The organism is Pseudanabaena sp. UWO311, from assembly GCF_006937785.1.
Lineage (GTDB): Bacteria > Cyanobacteriota > Cyanobacteriia > Pseudanabaenales > Pseudanabaenaceae > Pseudanabaena.
On record NZ_SJEE01000009.1, the window covers coordinates 16,616 to 34,800 of the forward strand.

15 protein-coding genes are annotated in these 18,185 nt (G+C 42.9%); 4 read left to right on the forward strand and 11 right to left on the reverse strand.

Annotation, left to right across the window (positions count from 1 at the left end; genetic code table 11):
* Positions 1-4: 4 nt before the first annotated feature.
* Positions 5-1,267 carry a sensor histidine kinase gene (locus PseudUWO311_RS09080; protein WP_223807509.1) on the reverse strand — a complete coding sequence of 421 codons (1,263 nt, stop codon included), beginning with the start codon at positions 1,265-1,267 and terminating at the stop codon, positions 5-7.
* A gap of 189 nt (positions 1,268-1,456) precedes the next feature.
* A complete protein-coding gene (locus PseudUWO311_RS09085) occupies positions 1,457-1,975 on the reverse strand; it encodes a photosystem II protein Psb27 (RefSeq protein ID WP_142654939.1) in 519 nt (172 codons plus the stop codon).
* 339 nt (positions 1,976-2,314) lie between these two features.
* Between PseudUWO311_RS09085 and PseudUWO311_RS09090 the strand changes: the two genes are divergently transcribed.
* Entirely contained in the window at positions 2,315-3,586 is a 1,272-nt protein-coding gene (locus PseudUWO311_RS09090; RefSeq protein ID WP_142654940.1) for a DUF4912 domain-containing protein, read from the forward strand.
* A gap of 258 nt (positions 3,587-3,844) precedes the next feature.
* Positions 3,845-4,510: a DUF4033 domain-containing protein gene (locus PseudUWO311_RS09095; RefSeq protein WP_142654941.1), complete on the forward strand. Its 666-nt coding sequence runs from the start codon at positions 3,845-3,847 to the stop codon at positions 4,508-4,510.
* Positions 4,511-4,792: 282 nt separating this feature from the next.
* Here PseudUWO311_RS09095 and PseudUWO311_RS09100 read toward each other — a convergent pair whose 3' ends face one another.
* The 3 genes from PseudUWO311_RS09100 to PseudUWO311_RS09110 all read right to left on the reverse strand — a co-directional run bounded on the left by PseudUWO311_RS09100 (position 4,793) and on the right by PseudUWO311_RS09110 (position 9,902).
* Positions 4,793-6,328, reverse strand: coding sequence for a YcjF family protein (locus tag PseudUWO311_RS09100; RefSeq protein WP_142654942.1), 1,536 nt, complete (start codon positions 6,326-6,328; stop codon positions 4,793-4,795).
* A 4-nt stretch (positions 6,329-6,332) separates the two neighbouring features.
* Positions 6,333-9,254: a cation-translocating P-type ATPase gene (locus PseudUWO311_RS09105; RefSeq protein WP_142654943.1), complete on the reverse strand. Its 2,922-nt coding sequence runs from the start codon at positions 9,252-9,254 to the stop codon at positions 6,333-6,335.
* Positions 9,255-9,479: 225 nt separating this feature from the next.
* Positions 9,480-9,902, reverse strand: coding sequence for a hypothetical protein (locus PseudUWO311_RS09110; protein WP_142654944.1), 423 nt, complete (start codon positions 9,900-9,902; stop codon positions 9,480-9,482).
* 329 nt (positions 9,903-10,231) lie between these two features.
* On the opposite strand from PseudUWO311_RS09110, the gene hisB reads away from it, so the two are divergent.
* Positions 10,232-10,834, forward strand: coding sequence for an imidazoleglycerol-phosphate dehydratase HisB (gene hisB, locus PseudUWO311_RS09115; RefSeq protein ID WP_142654945.1), 603 nt, complete (start codon positions 10,232-10,234; stop codon positions 10,832-10,834).
* 50 nt (positions 10,835-10,884) lie between these two features.
* Here the strand turns inward: hisB and PseudUWO311_RS09120 are convergent, their stop codons facing one another.
* A complete protein-coding gene (locus PseudUWO311_RS09120) occupies positions 10,885-12,045 on the reverse strand; it encodes a GGDEF domain-containing protein (protein WP_142654946.1) in 1,161 nt (386 codons plus the stop codon).
* The gene (gene bioF, locus PseudUWO311_RS09125; protein ID WP_223807510.1) at positions 12,027-13,202 is read right to left on the reverse strand and encodes an 8-amino-7-oxononanoate synthase; all 1,176 of its coding nucleotides are present in this window, start codon (positions 13,200-13,202) and stop codon (positions 12,027-12,029) included. The genes PseudUWO311_RS09120 and bioF overlap by 19 nt, the downstream gene beginning before the upstream one ends.
* An 87-nt stretch (positions 13,203-13,289) precedes the next feature.
* On the opposite strand from bioF, the gene PseudUWO311_RS09130 reads away from it, so the two are divergent.
* Positions 13,290-14,177, forward strand: coding sequence for a ferritin-like domain-containing protein (locus PseudUWO311_RS09130; RefSeq protein WP_142654947.1), 888 nt, complete (start codon positions 13,290-13,292; stop codon positions 14,175-14,177).
* Between the two features lie 99 nt (positions 14,178-14,276).
* Here PseudUWO311_RS09130 and PseudUWO311_RS09135 read toward each other — a convergent pair whose 3' ends face one another.
* The 4 genes from PseudUWO311_RS09135 to PseudUWO311_RS09150 form a co-directional block, all read right to left on the reverse strand.
* Positions 14,277-14,870, reverse strand: a complete 594-nt coding sequence (locus PseudUWO311_RS09135) for a prepilin-type N-terminal cleavage/methylation domain-containing protein (protein WP_142654948.1) — start codon at positions 14,868-14,870, stop codon at positions 14,277-14,279.
* A gap of 303 nt (positions 14,871-15,173) precedes the next feature.
* Complete coding sequence (locus PseudUWO311_RS09140; RefSeq protein ID WP_142654949.1) at positions 15,174-15,839, reverse strand: type II secretion system protein; 666 nt, start codon at positions 15,837-15,839, stop codon at positions 15,174-15,176.
* A 22-nt stretch (positions 15,840-15,861) separates the two neighbouring features.
* Positions 15,862-17,280, reverse strand: a complete 1,419-nt coding sequence (locus PseudUWO311_RS09145) for a prepilin-type N-terminal cleavage/methylation domain-containing protein (RefSeq protein WP_142654950.1) — start codon at positions 17,278-17,280, stop codon at positions 15,862-15,864.
* A 41-nt stretch (positions 17,281-17,321) separates the two neighbouring features.
* Positions 17,322-18,122 (reverse strand): type II secretion system GspH family protein, encoded by an 801-nt coding sequence (locus PseudUWO311_RS09150; protein WP_142654951.1) that lies wholly within the window; start codon positions 18,120-18,122, stop codon positions 17,322-17,324.
* Between the last annotated feature and the right edge of the window lie 63 nt (positions 18,123-18,185).

Below are 18,185 nucleotides of genomic sequence, written 5' to 3' on the forward strand. Positions count from 1 at the left end.
ATATTCAAATAAATGGCAAAAATATTGTTAGAATTTCGCCATCAAAGGCTGCGCTGGTGGAATGCATTCTCACGGTAAGCTTACCTCCTAGAGCTTTTAGCAAGGTCTTCGTAGTTGGCAAACTCAAACTTAAGGTTCCTGTTTCAGGTTGGAGCATTAGCCATTGCCCAACGGCTTTGAGCAATGGTAAATCACCTCCACCTTGTCGTGTTACCTGCGATTGAAACTGTAATTTTAGATATTCACCCGCACTGGTTAGGATTAGCTGAATATGACTATCGGGTGGAAAACTACGAACTAAGCGATCGACTAAACCATTGAGAACTTGAGATAGCAGTAAGCCATTGCTATAAATCGCAGGAATCTCCGTAGGTAAAATCATTTCTAGAGAAATCTGTCTTCTTCCTGCATGTTCCTGCCAACGCATAAATCCATCGCTCAAAATATCTTCGATTTGTGTCGCTTCCAACATAATCGGGTAACTATCGAGTTGCGCCGCCTCAAAAATCAGATTAAATCTTTCAATCTGTTCTGTACATTCAGCATCAACTCGATCTAATCGTGTTTTCACTTCCGCCGATATATCCTTACGCCGCTTTAGCGATCGCACCAACATCCGAATCGTAGTAAGCGGAGTGCGCACCTCATGAGTAATAGCTTTGATAATATCGACTTCTTGAATTTCAGGGATCGGCAACTCTTGATGAATCGAAGATTGCGCCATCAAAACTGCACCAAATCTTGCCATTATCTGATAAGACGGCAATACAAGTGGAAATTTTTGTAGCTTAGCCTGCAATAAAGTCTGATGTTCAGCGCGACGAATTCTGGGTAAAAGTACTGCGATCGCAGCTTGAATCGCAATAGGATGAAGTGACCAAACGCAGGTGTGACTTTTTGCTGATGATAGTACTAAGAAACTAAAATTCTCAGTAACTAAAATACAAAACCATTCTTGATTAAGACTATCTGCTTTGGGGATCGAGACAATTTGCGTGTTTCCAATCGGCAAGGAAGCAGTCGGGAATAATGAAGATTTACTGGTAGTAAATACCCAAGCTTGTAACTCAGGCTGGCGATAGGCTACATTCGGGAAAATATACGGATGATGAGTCAGCATCAGCCCTTTAAGCTGGCTCTGAATAGAAAATTGCTGGAGGACAGCGATCGCTCGATACCAGAATTCTTTCGCATCAGTTTGGTGCAACTCTTCGACAAACTCATGAGTTTGTGGGGCTTGATGCAGAGCCTCATATATTGTTGCCAATCCTGTTGCCAAGTTTAGTCATCCTCAAGCTAGTTATACTCTTACGCTTTTAGGAAAATTTAATATTTCTTTTTTAAATTGTCTACAAAAGTTTAAAAATGAAAACACCATATTTTTCTTGGCTTACGGTTTTCACATTGAGCTTGCCAATGTGAAAACCGCAATGAGTGCCGTTTCCCAACAATAAAATTAACGACCTTGAGCGAGAGCAGCTTCAGCACGGTCAAACTCTTGTAATAGGCGATCTCGGACTTTCGCAGGCACAGCTCGCTTGTTCGAGCCATTGTAGTATCCTGCCAACGTATTCAACGCTGTTAACATTGTCGTATAGGAATACAAACCACTTTTTTCACGATCAGCTCGATAACGAGATACGTAGGCATTAATTTTATATCTTGCTGAAGTTTTTACCGCAGCACGGTTTTCAGCATCTTCAGCAAGACTAATAGCTTCACGCAAAGTTTTCAGAGTATCGGTCGTATCAGCTACGTAATTACCTGTCAAACCTGCATTGACAAGTGTTTGTATTTCTTTCGTTGATAACGATTCACCCTTTTTGGCAAATAAGGCAGCATTAGCTGCTGGAGTAAAACCGCCAAGTACTACTAAAGCAACTAATGCAAACGCGATCGCGGATCGACATAAGCCTTGTAAAGCGCTTTTTAAAACTTTTAGAGACTTAGATAAAGACTCGTATTTTGCCTTCATATTTATAAAAGTACATAATTTGTTGTCCCTTTAATCTTATGGCTTTTCGGGCAAACTCCCCTAGTATCAAAAGGAGGGGATCACAATGTCATGATTCCCTAACATTGCGATCCCCTATTAAATTTGCTCACGTGATCGCCACAACAATTACAGGTATTTGGTTTTGGCTGAGTATTTGTACTGAAAACACTCTAAAAATCAGTCTAAACCAATAGAAGATAGCCCTTCCAGCCATTGACCTTCTCAGAAAATTTGGCAAAATGTACTTAGCTACAAACCGAATTCTCAGTTCCAAGCAACTGAGGTAGACACAATTAAAAGCAGTTGGAGGTTAATTATATGGCGAGGGAACGTCCTCCCCTAGAAGAAATGACCTTGCGTCAGCTTCGAAAAGTAGCAGCAGAGCTAGAGATTTCTCGTTACAGTCGAATGCGAAAATCTCAGTTACTAGCTGATATCCAAACTATTCTTACGGCTCAAGGTGCAGCCTCAAACCAAGCAGATCGTAGTAACTCGGAGACACAAGAAATCGTGGAAGCATCAAAGTTTAATGTCGGTAGTGAAGAAACAGAAGAAAATCTAGAATCGCTTGCTGCCATTGATCAAAGTATCGGTGATTTGCCAAGTGGTTACGGTGAAAGCCGAATTGTCCTATTACCTCGTGATCCCCAATGGGCTTACGTATATTGGGATGTTCCTAATTCTCAGAAAGAGGAATTGAGAAAGCAAGGCGGACAGCAGTTGGCACTCCGTTTATATGATGCCACCGATGTTAATTTGGATTACCAAACTCCTAATAATTTACAGGAATATAACAGCGATGAACTCGCTCGCGAATGGTATTTGCCAATTCCTATTAGTGATCGCGATTATGTAGCTGAACTTGGCTATCGTTGTGCTGATGGTCGTTGGTTAGTGCTAACCCGCTCTAAAGTAGTTCACGTTCCCCCTGTATTTCCTTCGGAATGGGTCGAAGACAACTTTATTACTGTTCCTTGGGATCAAACTCTTAAGGGTCAAACCTTCTTCACTCTGGTTCCTCCCGCCAAGAAGGTTGCACCTGCGCCCGAAGAAACAACGACAACTAGCGATAGTTCCTACGACGAAATCTTCAATATTGCCCGTGAAGCAGAAATTCAGAGAATCTCTGGCTCTCTCTATGGCTCTATGCAGCATGAAGCTATGGCTCCTCAGTCTCTTAGCTCCTACGTCTTCCCCTCTGGTGCAGGTTTGTTTGCGGGTGCGGCAGGTGCAGTCAGTGCAAGTGGTATTAACTACTCTGGCATTGGCATGTCTAGCTACAGCTTCTTCTCTAGCGAAGCGCCTATTCGTCCTCGCCAGTTCTGGTTGGTTGCTGACGCTGAGTTGATTGTCTATGGTGCAACTGAGCCTGATGCTTCAGTTACTATTGGCGGTCGTCCTATCAAGCTCAATCCAGATGGTACATTCCGTTTCCATACTTCTTTCCAAGATGGCATTCAAGATTATCCAATCTTTGCCGTTGCTGCGGATGGAGAACAAAATCGTGCTATTCACATGAAGTTCGAGCGTCAAACCCTTGAGCGACGGACTAACACCAAAGAAGAAGCAATTCCCGAATGGATTAGCTAGATTTCTAATTTAAAAACCAAACTAAAAAGAGAGTTGCAGCGCTACGCGCAGCAACTCTCTTTTTAGTTTTAAGTATCTCGGTATAATTTAGCGTAGGTATTTATGTCCTAACTAATTCGATCTACTCCTTTCCCAGAGAATAATTAGGCGTAAGCGGCGAAGCCGCTTACGCCTAATTATTCTCTGGGAAAGGAGTATGATTATAAATTCAGTTAAAATCGTTATAGAAATTTTTGGTAGTCTGATTTAAAGGAATCTATGCAGCCTAAAGCCTTACAACCTATAGCTAAAGATGAATACAAAGACAATTTAGTCGATCGCATGTTTATTTGGCTATTTTCTCTCAAGATGTCACAGGCTCTGGGCAAGGGAACTGAAATCGGGGGCTATGATGGCTTTGTCGATTTGTCGAAACAAATTATGCAAGGGCGTAATGCCCAAGAGCAGCAAATAATTGTGGCTCAGGTGCTGCAATCGTTAGTACCGTCCCCAGCACTCTGGGCAATTCGCACTTTTTTTTCTCCGACAAGATTGGTATGCGTTCTTAATGCGTGGTTTGCGACCAAAATGTTTGAGTGGCTAGTCGGTCCCTGTGAATTAGCTGAAGCTGAGATAATTTTGGAAGATGGAACAGTGCGATCGCAACCTTCGGCAGTACAGATTAAAAAATGTCGTTATTTGGTAGATAGTGGCTGCGTAGGCATGTGTGTCAATATGTGTAAAGTTCCTACTCAAGAATTTTTTACTGAGAAGTTTGGGATTCCGCTCACCATGACCCCCAACTTTGAAGATCTGAGTTGCAAAATGATTTTTGGTCAAATTCCCCTCAATCCAGAAGATGATCCTGACCATAATCAACCATGTTTAAAGCAACAATGTCCAACCGCAAGTTTTGCTGCCGCCGCTTGTCCTAAGCTCAATTAACACAAAACCCAGAACTAGAGTTGCAGCGCGATGCGCCGCCACTCTAGTTCTGGGTTTTATACTTATTTGAGTTTTCATTTTGCTGTAGGCAAAATGAAAACTCAAAACCATTACTAGGATTATTGCGGTTGTCAAATGAGAACGTACTCATTTGACAACCGCAATAATACCAATTCACGAAAGTGTGACAACACTTTTGCGAATTGAAACCCAAACCAAGTAAATTTTTTTAAATCAAGAAATGGCGTAGCCATTTCCTGATTTGGGATAAAAGAGGTATCTCTACGATTGCTTGATTAAGACCATCACCCGACTAACTGCATCTTGGACAAAAGCTTTGAGAAATTCATCACGGCGATTTAGTTGAAACTGGCGCTGAACGACCTCGGCAATTCCGCCATCGCCCCAGTCGCGATCGCGACTAAAGTATTCGATAAAACTCTTACCCGCAATGCGCGTGAGATAGGCTGCTGTAACTGATTGAACTGTTGCTTTGAGCACTAGCCCGACTACAGTTACGGAAATTAATGTCGTAATGATTTGGACTACGCCTTTGACGATGCCGAGACTAACTAAAGTACGGGTGAGCGAATTGGCTAATTCTTTACCGCGATCAATATTGATTTCGCAGCCGTAGACTTTACCAATTTCCACAACCATTTGGGCGTTGATCGCAGCTGTAGCCAGAAGATCGACCACTGGTAAAGGCGTAGCAAAAACTACGCCAACTACTAGCCATTGGAACTTCTCAACTACTTTTTCAGCTTCAGCTTGTTGTTGTTGTGAGAGCGCTTCGCGAGTTGCTTCCGTGAGGCGTTGCGATCGCAATAAAACATTATCCGCCACTAATTCATCGCCTTCATAACTGAGGATATCGAGAATTCTTACTAAAAGTGGTTGAATTTTGGGTTTGGGAGTAACGACTTCACCAGAGTCAAGGGTAATTGTCGCAGGACTTGCGGAGATCGCAACGACATCTTCAGGGGCAATAAAGTCTAGTACTCGCGATCGCAAACTAGTTTGAATGATTTCGCGATCGCTCTTAGTTAAGCGATCAATTTTATTAAATGCGAGAATTGTCCGCTTGCCGATGTCAGTAAGGGCTTTGAGAACTTCATATTCGGAACTGCGTAAATCGTCATCAACGACAAACACAATCAAATCTGCTTCAGTAGCAATTTTTCGTGCCTCCTGCTCGCGATCGCTTCCCAAGGCACTTGCTTCTAATATCCCTGGGCAATCAGTAAATTGAATCGGTACTTCCAGACCATGAAATCTCACAGGTGTATAGACTTTACCAAATTGAGTAGTTCCCATAGTCGCACCAACTTCGCCTTTACTGGTGACATCTTGAAGCGATAGATTAAGTAATCCATTTACTAATGAAGTTTTGCCTGCGGAGCCAACCCCAAACACAACTACACGCAATTCTTGACGAATGAAGTTCTTTTTAAGTTGTTCAGTTTGTTCAGCTAGAGAGCGTCGCATCACCTCATCTTGGATTTGCTCTACCTGTCGCTCTAAGGCTTCGAGACTATCTTGAGCTGCTTCAATCTTGTCGGTGGGAGCTTCAGGAATGGGTCGTGGTTTAGATGGTTCGGCTTGAAATAGGCGTAAATATCGCCAAATAACAAAGAATAATCCTGCTAATAATCCCATTACTAAAAGAACTACGAAGCCACCTAAAATCGGGGAAGAGGCTGCCACGAGTTGATAGATTTGAATAATCCGATCTAGTAAGGGAATGACAAACGAAATTACTAGACCAAAGCAGCCTAAAACTAGTAGCGATCGCAGCCAAGGAAATTTTCTTTTCATCGACTTAGGACTGAGCTTTTACAGGTGATTTAGAAGAGCGCAACTTTTTCCACCACCTTGAGAAGAGTTTCTCTGATTCCACCCACAAGACTAATAGCATACTGAAACCAAAGCATAAGCCGAGTTCTGAAGCAGAAAGAGCATCAGTACCGAAAAATTGTCGTAGGGATGGCACATATAGCAGGGAAAGTTGTAATCCTGTGGTAAAAATCACGGAAATTAATAGATAGGGATTAGAGATTGGATTTAACTCAATGATTAATTTAGAATCAGAACGACAAGCAAGGGCATGCCCCATCTGAGCAATACAGAGCGTCGTGAATGTAATCGTCTTCCAATGTTCGTGCCATGATGGATTACCAGAATTATATACGAGTTCCATTAAGGCGATTGTTTGCAAACCGAAGATAACTCCAATGCGAAGAATATACCAACCTAAACCCCTTGCGAAAATATTTTCTTTGGGGCTAAATGGAGGTCGTTGCATAATATCGGCTTCGGAAGGCTCCACAGCTAATGCTAATGCTGGTACACCATCAGTAACTAGATTCATCCACAAAATTTGTAAAGGTGTAAGCGGCACTGCGCCAAAACCGAGAAAGGCTGTCGATGCGATCGCAATTACTTCACCGACATTACTACCAAGAATATATTTAATAAATCGGCGAATATTGGCGTAAACCGTCCGTCCTTCTTCGGTTGCTGCCACAATCGTCGCGTAATTATCATCCAGCAAGATCATGTCACTTGCTTCTTTAGAAACATCTGTTCCCGTAATGCCCATGGCAATTCCAATATTTGCCTGTTTTAGAGCAGGTGCATCATTCACTCCATCACCAGTCATGGCAACGATTTCACCGCTTCGTTGTAATGCTTGGACTATTCGTAGTTTATGCTCTGGCGAAACTCTAGCATAGACAGCAGTTTGCTGAGCAATCGCCGTCAGTTCATCATCATCCATTAGCTCAATTTCTTGCCCAGTTAATACGCGATCGCTGTCTGGATAAAAAATATTTAAATCACGAGCGATCGCTTGCGCAGTCAGTTGATGATCGCCTGTAATCATCGTTGTGTGAATTCCTGCATTACGACTGATTTGCACTGCCGCCGCTGCTTCCAATCGTAGAGCATCACGAATGCCCACTAGTCCTAACCAAACCAGACTCTTCTCTACATCAGCCAGTTCATCTTCTGTCGGTAAATTTTCTAGGGGAAGATAGGCAAATCCTAATACACGCATTCCTTTAGAAGAAAGTAGCGTATTTTGAATATTAACAGCTGTTTTATAGGAAGTTGTAATCAAACCGATTTGTTTATCTATTTGAATGCGATCGCATCGACTTAATACTAGCTCAGGAGAACCTTTACAAAACAAAATGTAAGGTTTATTGGGTAATAAAGCCGCGATCATTCTCAAAACTTCAGGGGTATCTTCAGCATCCATATCATTGATGATGGCGATCACACTCATCAGTTTTCGCTCTGGCGTAAATGGAATCTCAGCAACTCTGGAGAAATATTGCGTAAATTGTGACTGCCAAAAATTCGCTTTCCCTGCCAAGGTTAGCAACGCGCCTTCGGTAGGATCACCGATGATTTTCCATAGTGATTCTGGAGCGCGAATAGGCAAGGGGCTTGAGTCCTTTTTGCCTCGTGGAGAGGGGCGATCGCTTATTTGTTCGACGATTCCCTTTTGTAAATAGGAATCATTACAAATTACACTTGCCGCTAGTAAGATCTGTAATTCTGGACATTGATAAATATTGAGATCACTAGCTAGCATATCTCCTGCTAATCGAGAGAGGGCAAATTCGCCAATAGGTTCATAACCAGTTCCATTGATTTGGGCAGCATAATTAGTAGTGAAAATATTTTCGGCAACCATTTTGTTTTGGGTCAATGTGCCTGTCTTATCCGAACAAATCATTGTCACAGAACCCAATGTTTCTACCGCAGGTAACTTGCGAATCAGAGCCTTGCGGCGCACCATTCTTTGTGTTCCGAGGGCAAGTGTCACGGTAATCACGGCTGGTAGACCTTCTGGCACAGCCGCAACTGCCATGCTTAAAGATGTATTTAGCAACTTCACAAAGTCACCATTGCGCCATAGCCCTACCGCAACCACGATCGCTACTAGCACCAGAGAAGAAATAACTAGGGCCTGTGAAAGCTCACCCATGCGTTTTTGTAATGGAGTTTCTTCTAGTTCCACATCTTGCAGTAAATTAGCAATCTTTCCCAATTCTGTCTGCATTCCTATTGCCGTGACTAGTATCATTCCCCGTCCCTGCAGTACTTCTGTCCCCTGATAAAGCATATTTAGGCGATCGCCTAAAGATTCATCTTCATCAAATGTCTGATTGGCAAACTTGTTCACTCCCTGTGATTCACCTGTAAGTGCCCCTTCTCGCACTTTCAGCTTTACTGCTTCGATTAACCGTCCATCTGCTGCAATTTGCATTCCCGCATCAACAAATACAATATCCCCCACGACCAGTTCCACTGATCGGATTTCGGCAACTTTACCCTCCCGAAATACCCTCACATTTGGTGTCGCCATGCGTTTTAGGGCTGCCAAAGCCTCTTCAGCACGACTCTCCTGTACATAGCCCAAAATCCCATTGAGAATGACGATCGCAGCAATAGCGATCGCATCCTTCGGAAAGCTTCCCACCCGCAGATCTAAACCTGCGGAAACAACCGCCACCCCCATCAACATCAACAACATGACGTTAGTAAACTGATCAACAAAAATACTTAGCTTTGAACGCCCTGATTTTGTATTTAGCTCATTGCGCCCATAAACAGCTTGGCGATCGCTGATCTGCCATGACTCTAAACCCAACTCTGGGTTTGTATCCAAAGCGGCGATCGCTTGCTCGATCGTAAGTGTGTGCCAAACTTGATTTGTTGATAAATTACTCATTTTGGGTTTTGTCAGCAATCAGAATGATCACATCTCTGTTTTAGCCTATCAGAGTCTATGCTATTGCTAAATCCTCTTTACAACTTGTTTAAGCTTTAGGGAACTCCAAGGAAAAAACGAACAATATTAAGCCCAAAAATATTGGGATGGGCGTAGCTCATCCCAATATTTTTGGGCTTAATTATTTTGTGTAAATTCTTCATTTGGAAAGCGCATAGTTCATTGTCAAGAGCGCTTACCAGCGGTAAACCCATACCACTCTCCTTTCATGGGATAGTATTCGTAAATATCCGAACCAAAGTGATAGCTTCCATAGGGATTAGGTCGATAGACAAATCCATAAGAGTCAGCGCTATCCATAGTGCTAAATTTCCCAGTGCTGAAATAGATGCCTCCACGACTGTCGTGATCGCATTCGATGACGTGATATAAGCCTAACTGCTGGTTAACTGGTTGGCTATTACAGATTGACTGGAGCTTATTAGCATCAGTAACAATCCCATCAAATGCAGAGCTTGATATCGCAAAGGCAGTGATTTGGGGCAAATTGGTTTTCAATAAAATAGCCGTTAGACCTACAGTCATTAGGATTGCAATTAATAGTTTTTGGCGATCGCTTCTAGCTTGTTTTACAGGCAGAAAATTCATTCTCTTTATAACTGTCATCCCCACTAGAAATACCAATACCAATAAAACTAAAAGGGGGATTCCGTAAATATACCCAATGAAAAATGAATAAAAGAGCACATTAAAGATCAGCCCTGGAAAGCAGCTAATCCAGAGCAACCCTAAACCAATAGGCTGCAAAAGCAACAAAAGCATAAACAAGAAACGATTCATCATTTTTTAGTACCTGCACCATGGCTTTCCCAATGTCCCTTACAAGTTGATGCGTTAAATCAATCAACGCGATCGCAATTTAAGGTTAAAGTGTAGTAAAGCTGACACTTTACAACTTTTATCAACTCTTCTGCGCTATGTCCTACGATACTCCTCGCATTGCCAAAGTCCACCGCAAAACTGGCGAAACCGAAGTCACTGTGGCGCTGAATCTTGATGGCACTGGTAAAGGCAATATCAACACTGGTATTCCTTTTCTTGATCACATGCTGCATCAAATTTGCTCCCATGGATTAATTGATCTCGATATTCAAGCTACGGGGGACTTGCATATTGACGATCATCATACCAATGAAGATGTGGGGATTGTGTTAGGGCAAGCTCTCGGACAAGCATTAGGCGATCGCAAAGGGATTGCCAGATTTGGACATTTTGTTGCACCTTTAGATGAAGCTCTCGTGCAAGTTGCCCTTGATTTTTCGGGTCGCCCCTATTTGGTTTATGGCTTAGTGATTCCCAATCAGCGAGTGGGAACTTATGACACAGAGTTAGTCCGCGAGTTTTATCAAGCAGTAGTCAATCATGCTCAAATGACGCTACATGTCAGGCTGTTAGAAAAAGGCAATTCCCATCATATTATCGAAGCATCCTTCAAGGCTTTTGCCCGTGCTTTACGGATGGCAGTAGAAGTCGATCCACGCCGAGTCAGTACGATTCCTAGTTCCAAAGGCGTTTTATAAAACCACAAAAAATGATGATGGCGCTTCGCGCCACCATCATTTTTTGGCTTTTAACTTTGGTTGGCGATCGCTACTAAGTTGCGACCATTTTTCTTGGCTGCGTATAGGGCATGATCAGCAGCCGAGATTAAGCTTTCGACTGAATTTCCATGCTGACGGATTACAGCTATTCCTAAACTAATTGTTATTTGAATATTTGGTGGTGCGGGATTTGTCTCGACATAAGCGCGTAATCGTTCCGCAATCTCATGGGCTTGATTGAGAGTCGTATCGGGCAACAAAATCAAAAATTCTTCCCCTCCCCAACGACTGGCTGAATCAGCTTTGCGCATCTTAGTTTGCAGAATTTGGGAAAGATGAATGAGAACCATATCCCCACCATCATGTCCATAGACATCATTAACTCGCTTAAAGAAATCGACATCAATCAAAATAATCGCAAATGTGCGATCGCTTCGGTAAAACTGATTCATGGCGATATCAAGCTGATACATCATCGCTCGGCGATTGAGCAAATGCGTTAACACATCAGTATTAGCAGCAACCTTCAAATCATAGTAAAGTCTCTGACAAACCATCATGATAAATCCAGCCGTCAATAAAAATGTGAATAAAAACGTCACGACCAAGGTGTAAGCATTTATATCATTAGAAACAAATAGCTGTTCTGGCGGATTTCTCACTAAACCGATAATTCTGGCAACTAATGACGTTAATAAAGCAATCGTGACACTCGCCATGAATCTAGATGATCCAATAAAACTCTTATGGGGCGTAGTTAGTAAGCAGTAAGCAGATATTGTAAAGATAATTATTTGAAAAACTGTTTGATTAATAGTTTTATATATAAAAACATCCTTGAAAATCAAGAAATACAACTGAACACCAAGAAACAATAGATTAATTATAAATAGGTAATGGAGTTTAATCTTTTTGTCTGTAAATTGAGAAACCCCGACACAAGAAATAGAAGTGCCGACTAAAAGGAAAATCCCCGCTATAACTAATGTGAAGGAGAGAGGGAAGACCTTACTTAAGCTGATTAGAAAGCCAGTTGTTGTAAAAGCCCTGCCGATCGTGTAGGTTTTGATTCCGCGATATTGATTTACCAACAAGCTTAAGAAACCTAGTATTAATACTTGCAAAGTCGCATCAATTCCTAGCATGAAGGTCATTGTCTGAATATCAAAATTTACCAAGCTTGTAAACATTGCATCAAATACTGCATTTGTTCGAGGGTATGACTTGCCATTAGGGTTAAACGGATGCGTGGAGTCGGCACAGTGGGCGGACGGATCGCAGGGGCAAAGATTCCATTTTTGCGTAAATTTGTTGCCATTTGCAGAGTTTTAGCTATGTCGCCTACCTCGATCGCAATGATTGGCGAATCAAGGGCGATCGCTTGAATACCCAAATCTTGTAAACCTTGTTTCAAGAATCCCACATTTTGCCAAAGCTTTTCACGGAGAGCATTCTCAGCTTTGACAATCTTAATCGCTGCGATCGCTGCGCCCGTATCCGCAGGCGAAAGCCCTGTCGTATAAATCCAAGTCGCCGCCCGATTGCGTAAAAAATCGATGAGTTTAGCGGAACCAGCAACATAGCCGCCCAAACTTCCCAATGCTTTGCTCAGAGTTCCCACTTGGATTAAATCTTGCTGAATACCAAGTGCATTTGTTAGACCACCACCGCGATCGCCAAATACGCCAGTCCCATGTGCTTCATCGACTAACACCATGCAATCGTATTGATGTGCTAAGTCTATAATTTCCCGCAATGGCGCAAGGTCGCCATCCATACTAAATATGCTATCAGTCGCAATCAGGCAACGGCGATATTTGGTACGATTTGCTTGCAATTTGGCAGTGAGATCCGTCAAATTCAAATGCTGATAATCGATCGCCGTTGCACCGCTGAGTAAGCCGCCCTTTTTCAAACAAGAGTGATTATATTCATCACCCAAAATCAAATCTCGCGCTCCCACAATGGCTGCGATCACTCCCAAATTTGCCAAATAACCAGAGCTGAAAACTAATGCCGCTTCCGTATTTTTAAGATCGGCGATCGCTGTTTCTAACTCCTCATGCAAAGCTAGATGCCCAGTCACCAGACGCGAGCCTGTCGAGCCAGTGCCATACATTTCTGTAGCGCTAATCGCTGCATCAATCAAACGACGATCGCCTGCTAAGCCCAGATAGTTATTACTAGCAAACATCAACATCTCGCGCCCATCGACTTTTGCGATCGTCCCTGCTTTGCTAGTTATAGTTTGCGTAGAGCGATACCAATTAGCTTTGTGGATGGAGTCTAATGAGCGATCGAGCCAGTCGTAGGGCGTAGATAAATGCGTAATTGGTTCAGTCTTCACACTTCTTTACAATTTAAGATTAAAATCTTTATAGGATGAGCGGCGCATAGCGCAAATTATCCTACCGTTATTATCTAGGTTTAAAAAATGACTGTTGCATATCCCCGTAAACTTCGCGGACAGCTAAGCGCCCAAGACATCCTCGATCAAGTGGTGCGCCAGCGCGAGATCCATATGGTCACAATCAATCGCTACCGCTTTAATGAGCAGCGTAGTTGCAAAGACTTAACCGACCTCATCGAAAGACTCGATGGCAAGCCTCGCGACTTAATTAAAGATTTATCGCATCACGTTGCGGACGAAGCTCGTCATGCTCTTTGGCTAACTGATTTACTCTACGAACTTGGCGAAGATATCGGCACTCCTCCAGGGACTTCCTATATCGATGAGTTTGAGCGCTTCATTAGCCATGACACGATCGCTACTGCTGAAGATGGCATCATCGAATCCCTCGCCGCCATCAATGTAACTGAAAAGCGGGGTTGTGAATATTTCGCCGCGCATATTCGCGCCTTGCAAAAGTCTGAGCAGACTCCTGAAAATATCAAAGTTCGTGAAACCATCGAAAAGATCTTGCCAGAAGAAGTGGCGCACGTTCGTTGGGGCAATCGTAAGCTAGCGGAAATTGCGAAAAAGAGTGAAGCTCTCCACGCCAAGGTGGATAATGCTAAGCGCAAATATGCTGCGATCGAGCAAGCTGCCTATGAGTCAGGAATGGATGTTCTAGCTGGTGCAGAAGTTCGCCGCGTTGAGAACTTGATGAAAATTGCCGATACACTTCCACTATGGCAGCGTCCACAGTATTTGATCGATCAACTTCCTCAGACTTTGTTCTCTTCTGAATTGCAAAAGACCAGAATCGATCTAGTCAAGAAAGCATGGGATAAAGATCCTTCTTCTTTTGTCGAGAAGTTCATTCCAATGTTCTTTAACGCCAATCTTAAAGATACTGCAAATAAGGCAGGAACTTATTAATCTCAATTTGTAAGCAGTTTTCTGATTAGCTCAAGCCAACGAAAGAGGAACCAATTTTTAGTGGCGCGGCGAAGTCGCGCCACTAAAAATTGGTTCCTTTTAGGTTTGATTGCATTCTTCGTTTTCTGCTAAACGCATAGAGCCTAGTAATGTCGAAATAATCACACATTTTTTGCGATCGCCTGATCTACTCACAAAAGTGATCCGACCCATTTCTCCCAGCCCGTTAGGATTGCCCTGGGCTTTAAACTGAACTCGATATACGTTTGGATCTGGGACTACAGTCAGTTGAGTAAATGTTGTTCTCGGCTGTGTTTCAGTATTCTCAACAATTCGTACGCCTCCATCAAAATTTTGCCAATTTAGGTTGTCCCAATATTCTTTAGTCATTGACGATGGAGGAGCTTGATGTACTACGTATTGGGCAAAGTCAGGCATATTCCTAAAAGTTGCTTGCCACATGACTTGAGTGCGTTTAGCGTTACTTTGGGCTAGGCGCAGAGTGCTAAGTGCTTGACTTTGGGCGGTGTTAAGTCTTTGGTTATTGACAAATCCTAACCAAGATGGTGCAGCGATCGATGCCAAGACACCTATCAGCGCCATCACCACAAGGACTTCGAGCAATGTAAACCCAACAATTGCAGAACGGCGATCGCGCTTTCGTGGTCGATATCCTCTGACAATCAGCGTCATTCTTTTATGATTTTTAACTAGAATTATCTGGCAATTATAGTATTTTTTTAATAATTTAGATAAGCCCAATAAAATACCTGCGGTTCGCGCCGCAGCTATTTTATACCAATTCACAAAAGTGTGGCAACACTTCTGTGAATTAAAACCCAAACCCCATAAGGGTTTTAAAAACACAAAATGGCTACGCCATTTTGTGTTTTGGTATTATTGGGCTGTAAATCATCGTGTTAATGTTATTAAAACCGAAATAAATAAAGGCGGCGCGAAGCGGCGCCTTTATTTATTTCGGTTTTATATCCTAGATCAAACTGGGTTTATGCAGCTTCCATCAGAACCTGTGACAATCGCTCCAAGTAAAGTCCTGATCGCAATCCACCTAATTCTAGGGCTATTGTCTACAGATAGGTTTATACAAATAGGATAAGTCAACTGACTGCTAGGATCGTAGACAAGTCCTCTCGAATCAAACTGTAACGTAAAGGGACTAGCCAAGGGAGTTGGAGCCACGGCAGGAGTAATTGAGCCACCTGATGTTATGCTTGTAATCCTCACGCCTGGCTCTAGAGATTGTAGCCCAGCACCAGTTCTCACATTATCAATTTGATAAGCGTTTGTAGTTTGCCCAGTCGTAAGAATAATTCTGACTCGATTTGTATTATTAGAACTACGAATTTTTGAGTCTGATTGGGCAACTTTAATTGCTTGGAAAATCTTAGTTTGAGAAGCATTAATGCGTTGGTTATTGACAAAACCAAGCCAAGATGGCGCAGCGATCGCACTGAGGATGCCCACCATGATCATCACCACTAGAACCTCTAAAAGTGTGAAGCCTAGAGATTTAGCATAGCGATCGCGGCGTTTTTTGGAAGTTGTAAATGCGAGAAATCTGCGCTGATTTTTGATAATCAAGCTTCGGAAGAAGCTAGATAAATTTCTAGGAAGGTTACTAAAAAAATTGGAAGTAAACATTTTTTTTGATTTCACCTTATTACTATTTACCTAAACCGATTTGGCTACGTCCAAAGCTCCGCACATCGGCGGTTGGGAAAAATGAGATACTACCAAGTTCTGGAATTCGCCGAGCTTTGGCAGTTGCTGGAGTTGTCAACCGAGCGAGCGCATTACCGCGCATGAAGATTCTGGCTGTAACTGTATTTGGGGAAACGCAGGCATAAAAACTACTCAGCCTTGAAGGATTACTGCCACCGACACCCCAACTAGAAAAATCAGCAGGAACTCTCTGTGTAAAGTTATTTGCAGGGTCTGTCGTACCAACACCTATCGAAGGATCATCACAATCCAGATTTTTATTTGGGGTACTAGTATCATTCTTACCAATAGGAATCTTCAAGGCAGAGGTAGCCGAGGCAGTTGCAATTGCCCCTGTACCAGTCGCTACAGAGTTTCCACCTTGGTTATAAAAACCTGTACTGACGTACTCAGTGTCATCCATAAAGTCTACAAGGGAGACAAAAGGACTAGTAGTAAAATTAAAATCTGCAAACTTTTTCCATGATGTTAGTCCGCCTGCGGTTGAGAAGTCAGGGCGATTAAATCCCACGGATGGAGAAACAAAATATTGGTTAGGATCAACTAGCGGTATTGGAACTGTGATCAATGTAGAGGTATTGCTCGGCAATCTTGTAGTTGCTTGTGCTGATGCGGGGCAACCAGTAGAGCCAATTGTGCCACCTTTAGCACAATAAGCCACATATCCATCTCTGATCTCCCATCTCAAAATCCGAGCAGTCTGTGACCAGCCACTTGTACTGTTGTTTGCAATAGTGGGATCATCATTTTTTAGGTAATAGGCGACAAGAGCGTAAGTATAGGTATCTCTGCCATAGGCTCTAGTAGTCGCACTTGCACGGCAGTCGTTTAATTCTGTTAGTGATGCTGGTGGTGTTGCTGCTGGATTATTTACATAGGGCATACAGCCAATGATTTCAGTTGTAGGCGTAGCTGTTGGAGAGCTATATGTTGCAGTTGAGTTGGGATCAAAAGTAAATCTTTTCCAAAAAACTAAGATCGGGGTACAGGTATTTGAGGTTTGATTGCATTCAGTGCTGGGGCTTGTTGTTTGCATATGTGGGAGTTGACTATTAATAGCCAACAGTCCTTCAGCACCGTAGACATAGATTGCTTCTTGCATATCATCTGCTATGTAGCTAATTGCAGCTTGAAGCTCTTCTTGAGCATTAGTCTTGACTGTTTCTTTACGATCGCTATCTAGCACACCCACCAAAAATCCCAGCATGACCGCGACCATCAGCGAGGCAATCAGAGCCGCCACTAACAACTCAATCAAGGTAAAACCAGAGGTTAAACCTTGACGATGACGAGATTTTGGCGATCGCAATATTCCTTTACGTTGCCGAAATGTCATTATTTTATGGAGAAGTTTTTTCATAGGACAGATTGCCTTACTTGATTAGCCTTACTTGATAAGTGTTATGAGCCAATGCCTTTTTTGATGTCATCAATATTTTTGGGATTGACTGTTGGCAAGAAAATCTGCGATCTCATGGTCACAATCGGACATCTGCTTGTACCAGTACTAGAGAATGGAGTTTTACTCTGAGCACATTCAGGTTCTGTCCCAACTCTAGGAGCACCTGCCGCCGATGCTGAGAGTGCATCAGCGCGATAGACCCTGATCGCTAGCCAGAAACCTTGATTTTTGAGATCAGTAGATGCAGTGGCTACTGAACTAAGTGGACCACTTCGCATGGGCTGAATAAAGAAGTCCTGCGGATCATCGACACTAAATCCATTGCCATTAGCATCAACACAGATACCAGGTACTTTTCCTCCTGGAACGTTAGTTGCAAGGCTGTTATTGCAGATGGAAGCAGGTGGGAAACTAGTTGTAGTTGGAGCTACGATCGTCTCAAATGTATATTGATCTTGAGCATTGGGAGCACTGGCTACTAAAGTGTTAGGGAAGCTAGTAACATCAATGACTCCGCCTCTCACAGCATCGATATATGACCTTCCTGCTTGAGTCGCCTGATCGATCCTTCTGGCATTAACTCTGGCTGAGGTGGAGAGTGCGACCATCGGTGCGATCGACACAATTAATATACCGACTACCACCGCCGCCACCAGAGATTCTAGTATGGTGAAGCCCGTCTCTTCTGCCTCAAGCGATCGCCTTGTCTTGAGAAGGTGGGACAGATAACCCGGCAAAGATGGAGACATATGTGGCTTACTAGTCTTAGCACCGTCAGCTTTGCAATTTAGATTTAACATAACCCACCATAATCAAAGAACAAGGACAAAGCATTTAAAAAGCATTTGAAAGTTTAATTACAT

Excerpts from the sequence above, each read along its gene's own strand:
- PseudUWO311_RS09150 (WP_142654951.1), bottom strand. The coding sequence starts at position 18,122 with ATGTTAAATCTAAATTGCAAAGCTGACGGTGCTAAGACTAGTAAGCCA.
- PseudUWO311_RS09110 (WP_142654944.1), bottom strand. The coding sequence starts at position 9,902 with ATGAATTTTCTGCCTGTAAAACAAGCTAGAAGCGATCGCCAAAAACTA.
- PseudUWO311_RS09120 (WP_142654946.1), bottom strand. The coding sequence starts at position 12,045 with ATGTTTACAAGCTTGGTAAATTTTGATATTCAGACAATGACCTTCATG.
- PseudUWO311_RS09130 (WP_142654947.1), top strand. The coding sequence starts at position 13,290 with ATGACTGTTGCATATCCCCGTAAACTTCGCGGACAGCTAAGCGCCCAA.
- PseudUWO311_RS09135 (WP_142654948.1), bottom strand. The coding sequence starts at position 14,870 with ATGACGCTGATTGTCAGAGGATATCGACCACGAAAGCGCGATCGCCGT.
- PseudUWO311_RS09105 (WP_142654943.1), bottom strand. The coding sequence starts at position 9,254 with ATGAGTAATTTATCAACAAATCAAGTTTGGCACACACTTACGATCGAG.
- hisB (WP_142654945.1), top strand. The coding sequence starts at position 10,232 with ATGTCCTACGATACTCCTCGCATTGCCAAAGTCCACCGCAAAACTGGC.
- PseudUWO311_RS09095 (WP_142654941.1), top strand. The coding sequence starts at position 3,845 with ATGCAGCCTAAAGCCTTACAACCTATAGCTAAAGATGAATACAAAGAC.
- PseudUWO311_RS09085 (WP_142654939.1), bottom strand. The coding sequence starts at position 1,975 with ATGAAGGCAAAATACGAGTCTTTATCTAAGTCTCTAAAAGTTTTAAAA.
- PseudUWO311_RS09090 (WP_142654940.1), top strand. The coding sequence starts at position 2,315 with ATGGCGAGGGAACGTCCTCCCCTAGAAGAAATGACCTTGCGTCAGCTT.
- PseudUWO311_RS09140 (WP_142654949.1), bottom strand. The coding sequence starts at position 15,839 with ATGTTTACTTCCAATTTTTTTAGTAACCTTCCTAGAAATTTATCTAGC.
- PseudUWO311_RS09100 (WP_142654942.1), bottom strand. The coding sequence starts at position 6,328 with ATGAAAAGAAAATTTCCTTGGCTGCGATCGCTACTAGTTTTAGGCTGC.
- PseudUWO311_RS09145 (WP_142654950.1), bottom strand. The coding sequence starts at position 17,280 with ATGAAAAAACTTCTCCATAAAATAATGACATTTCGGCAACGTAAAGGA.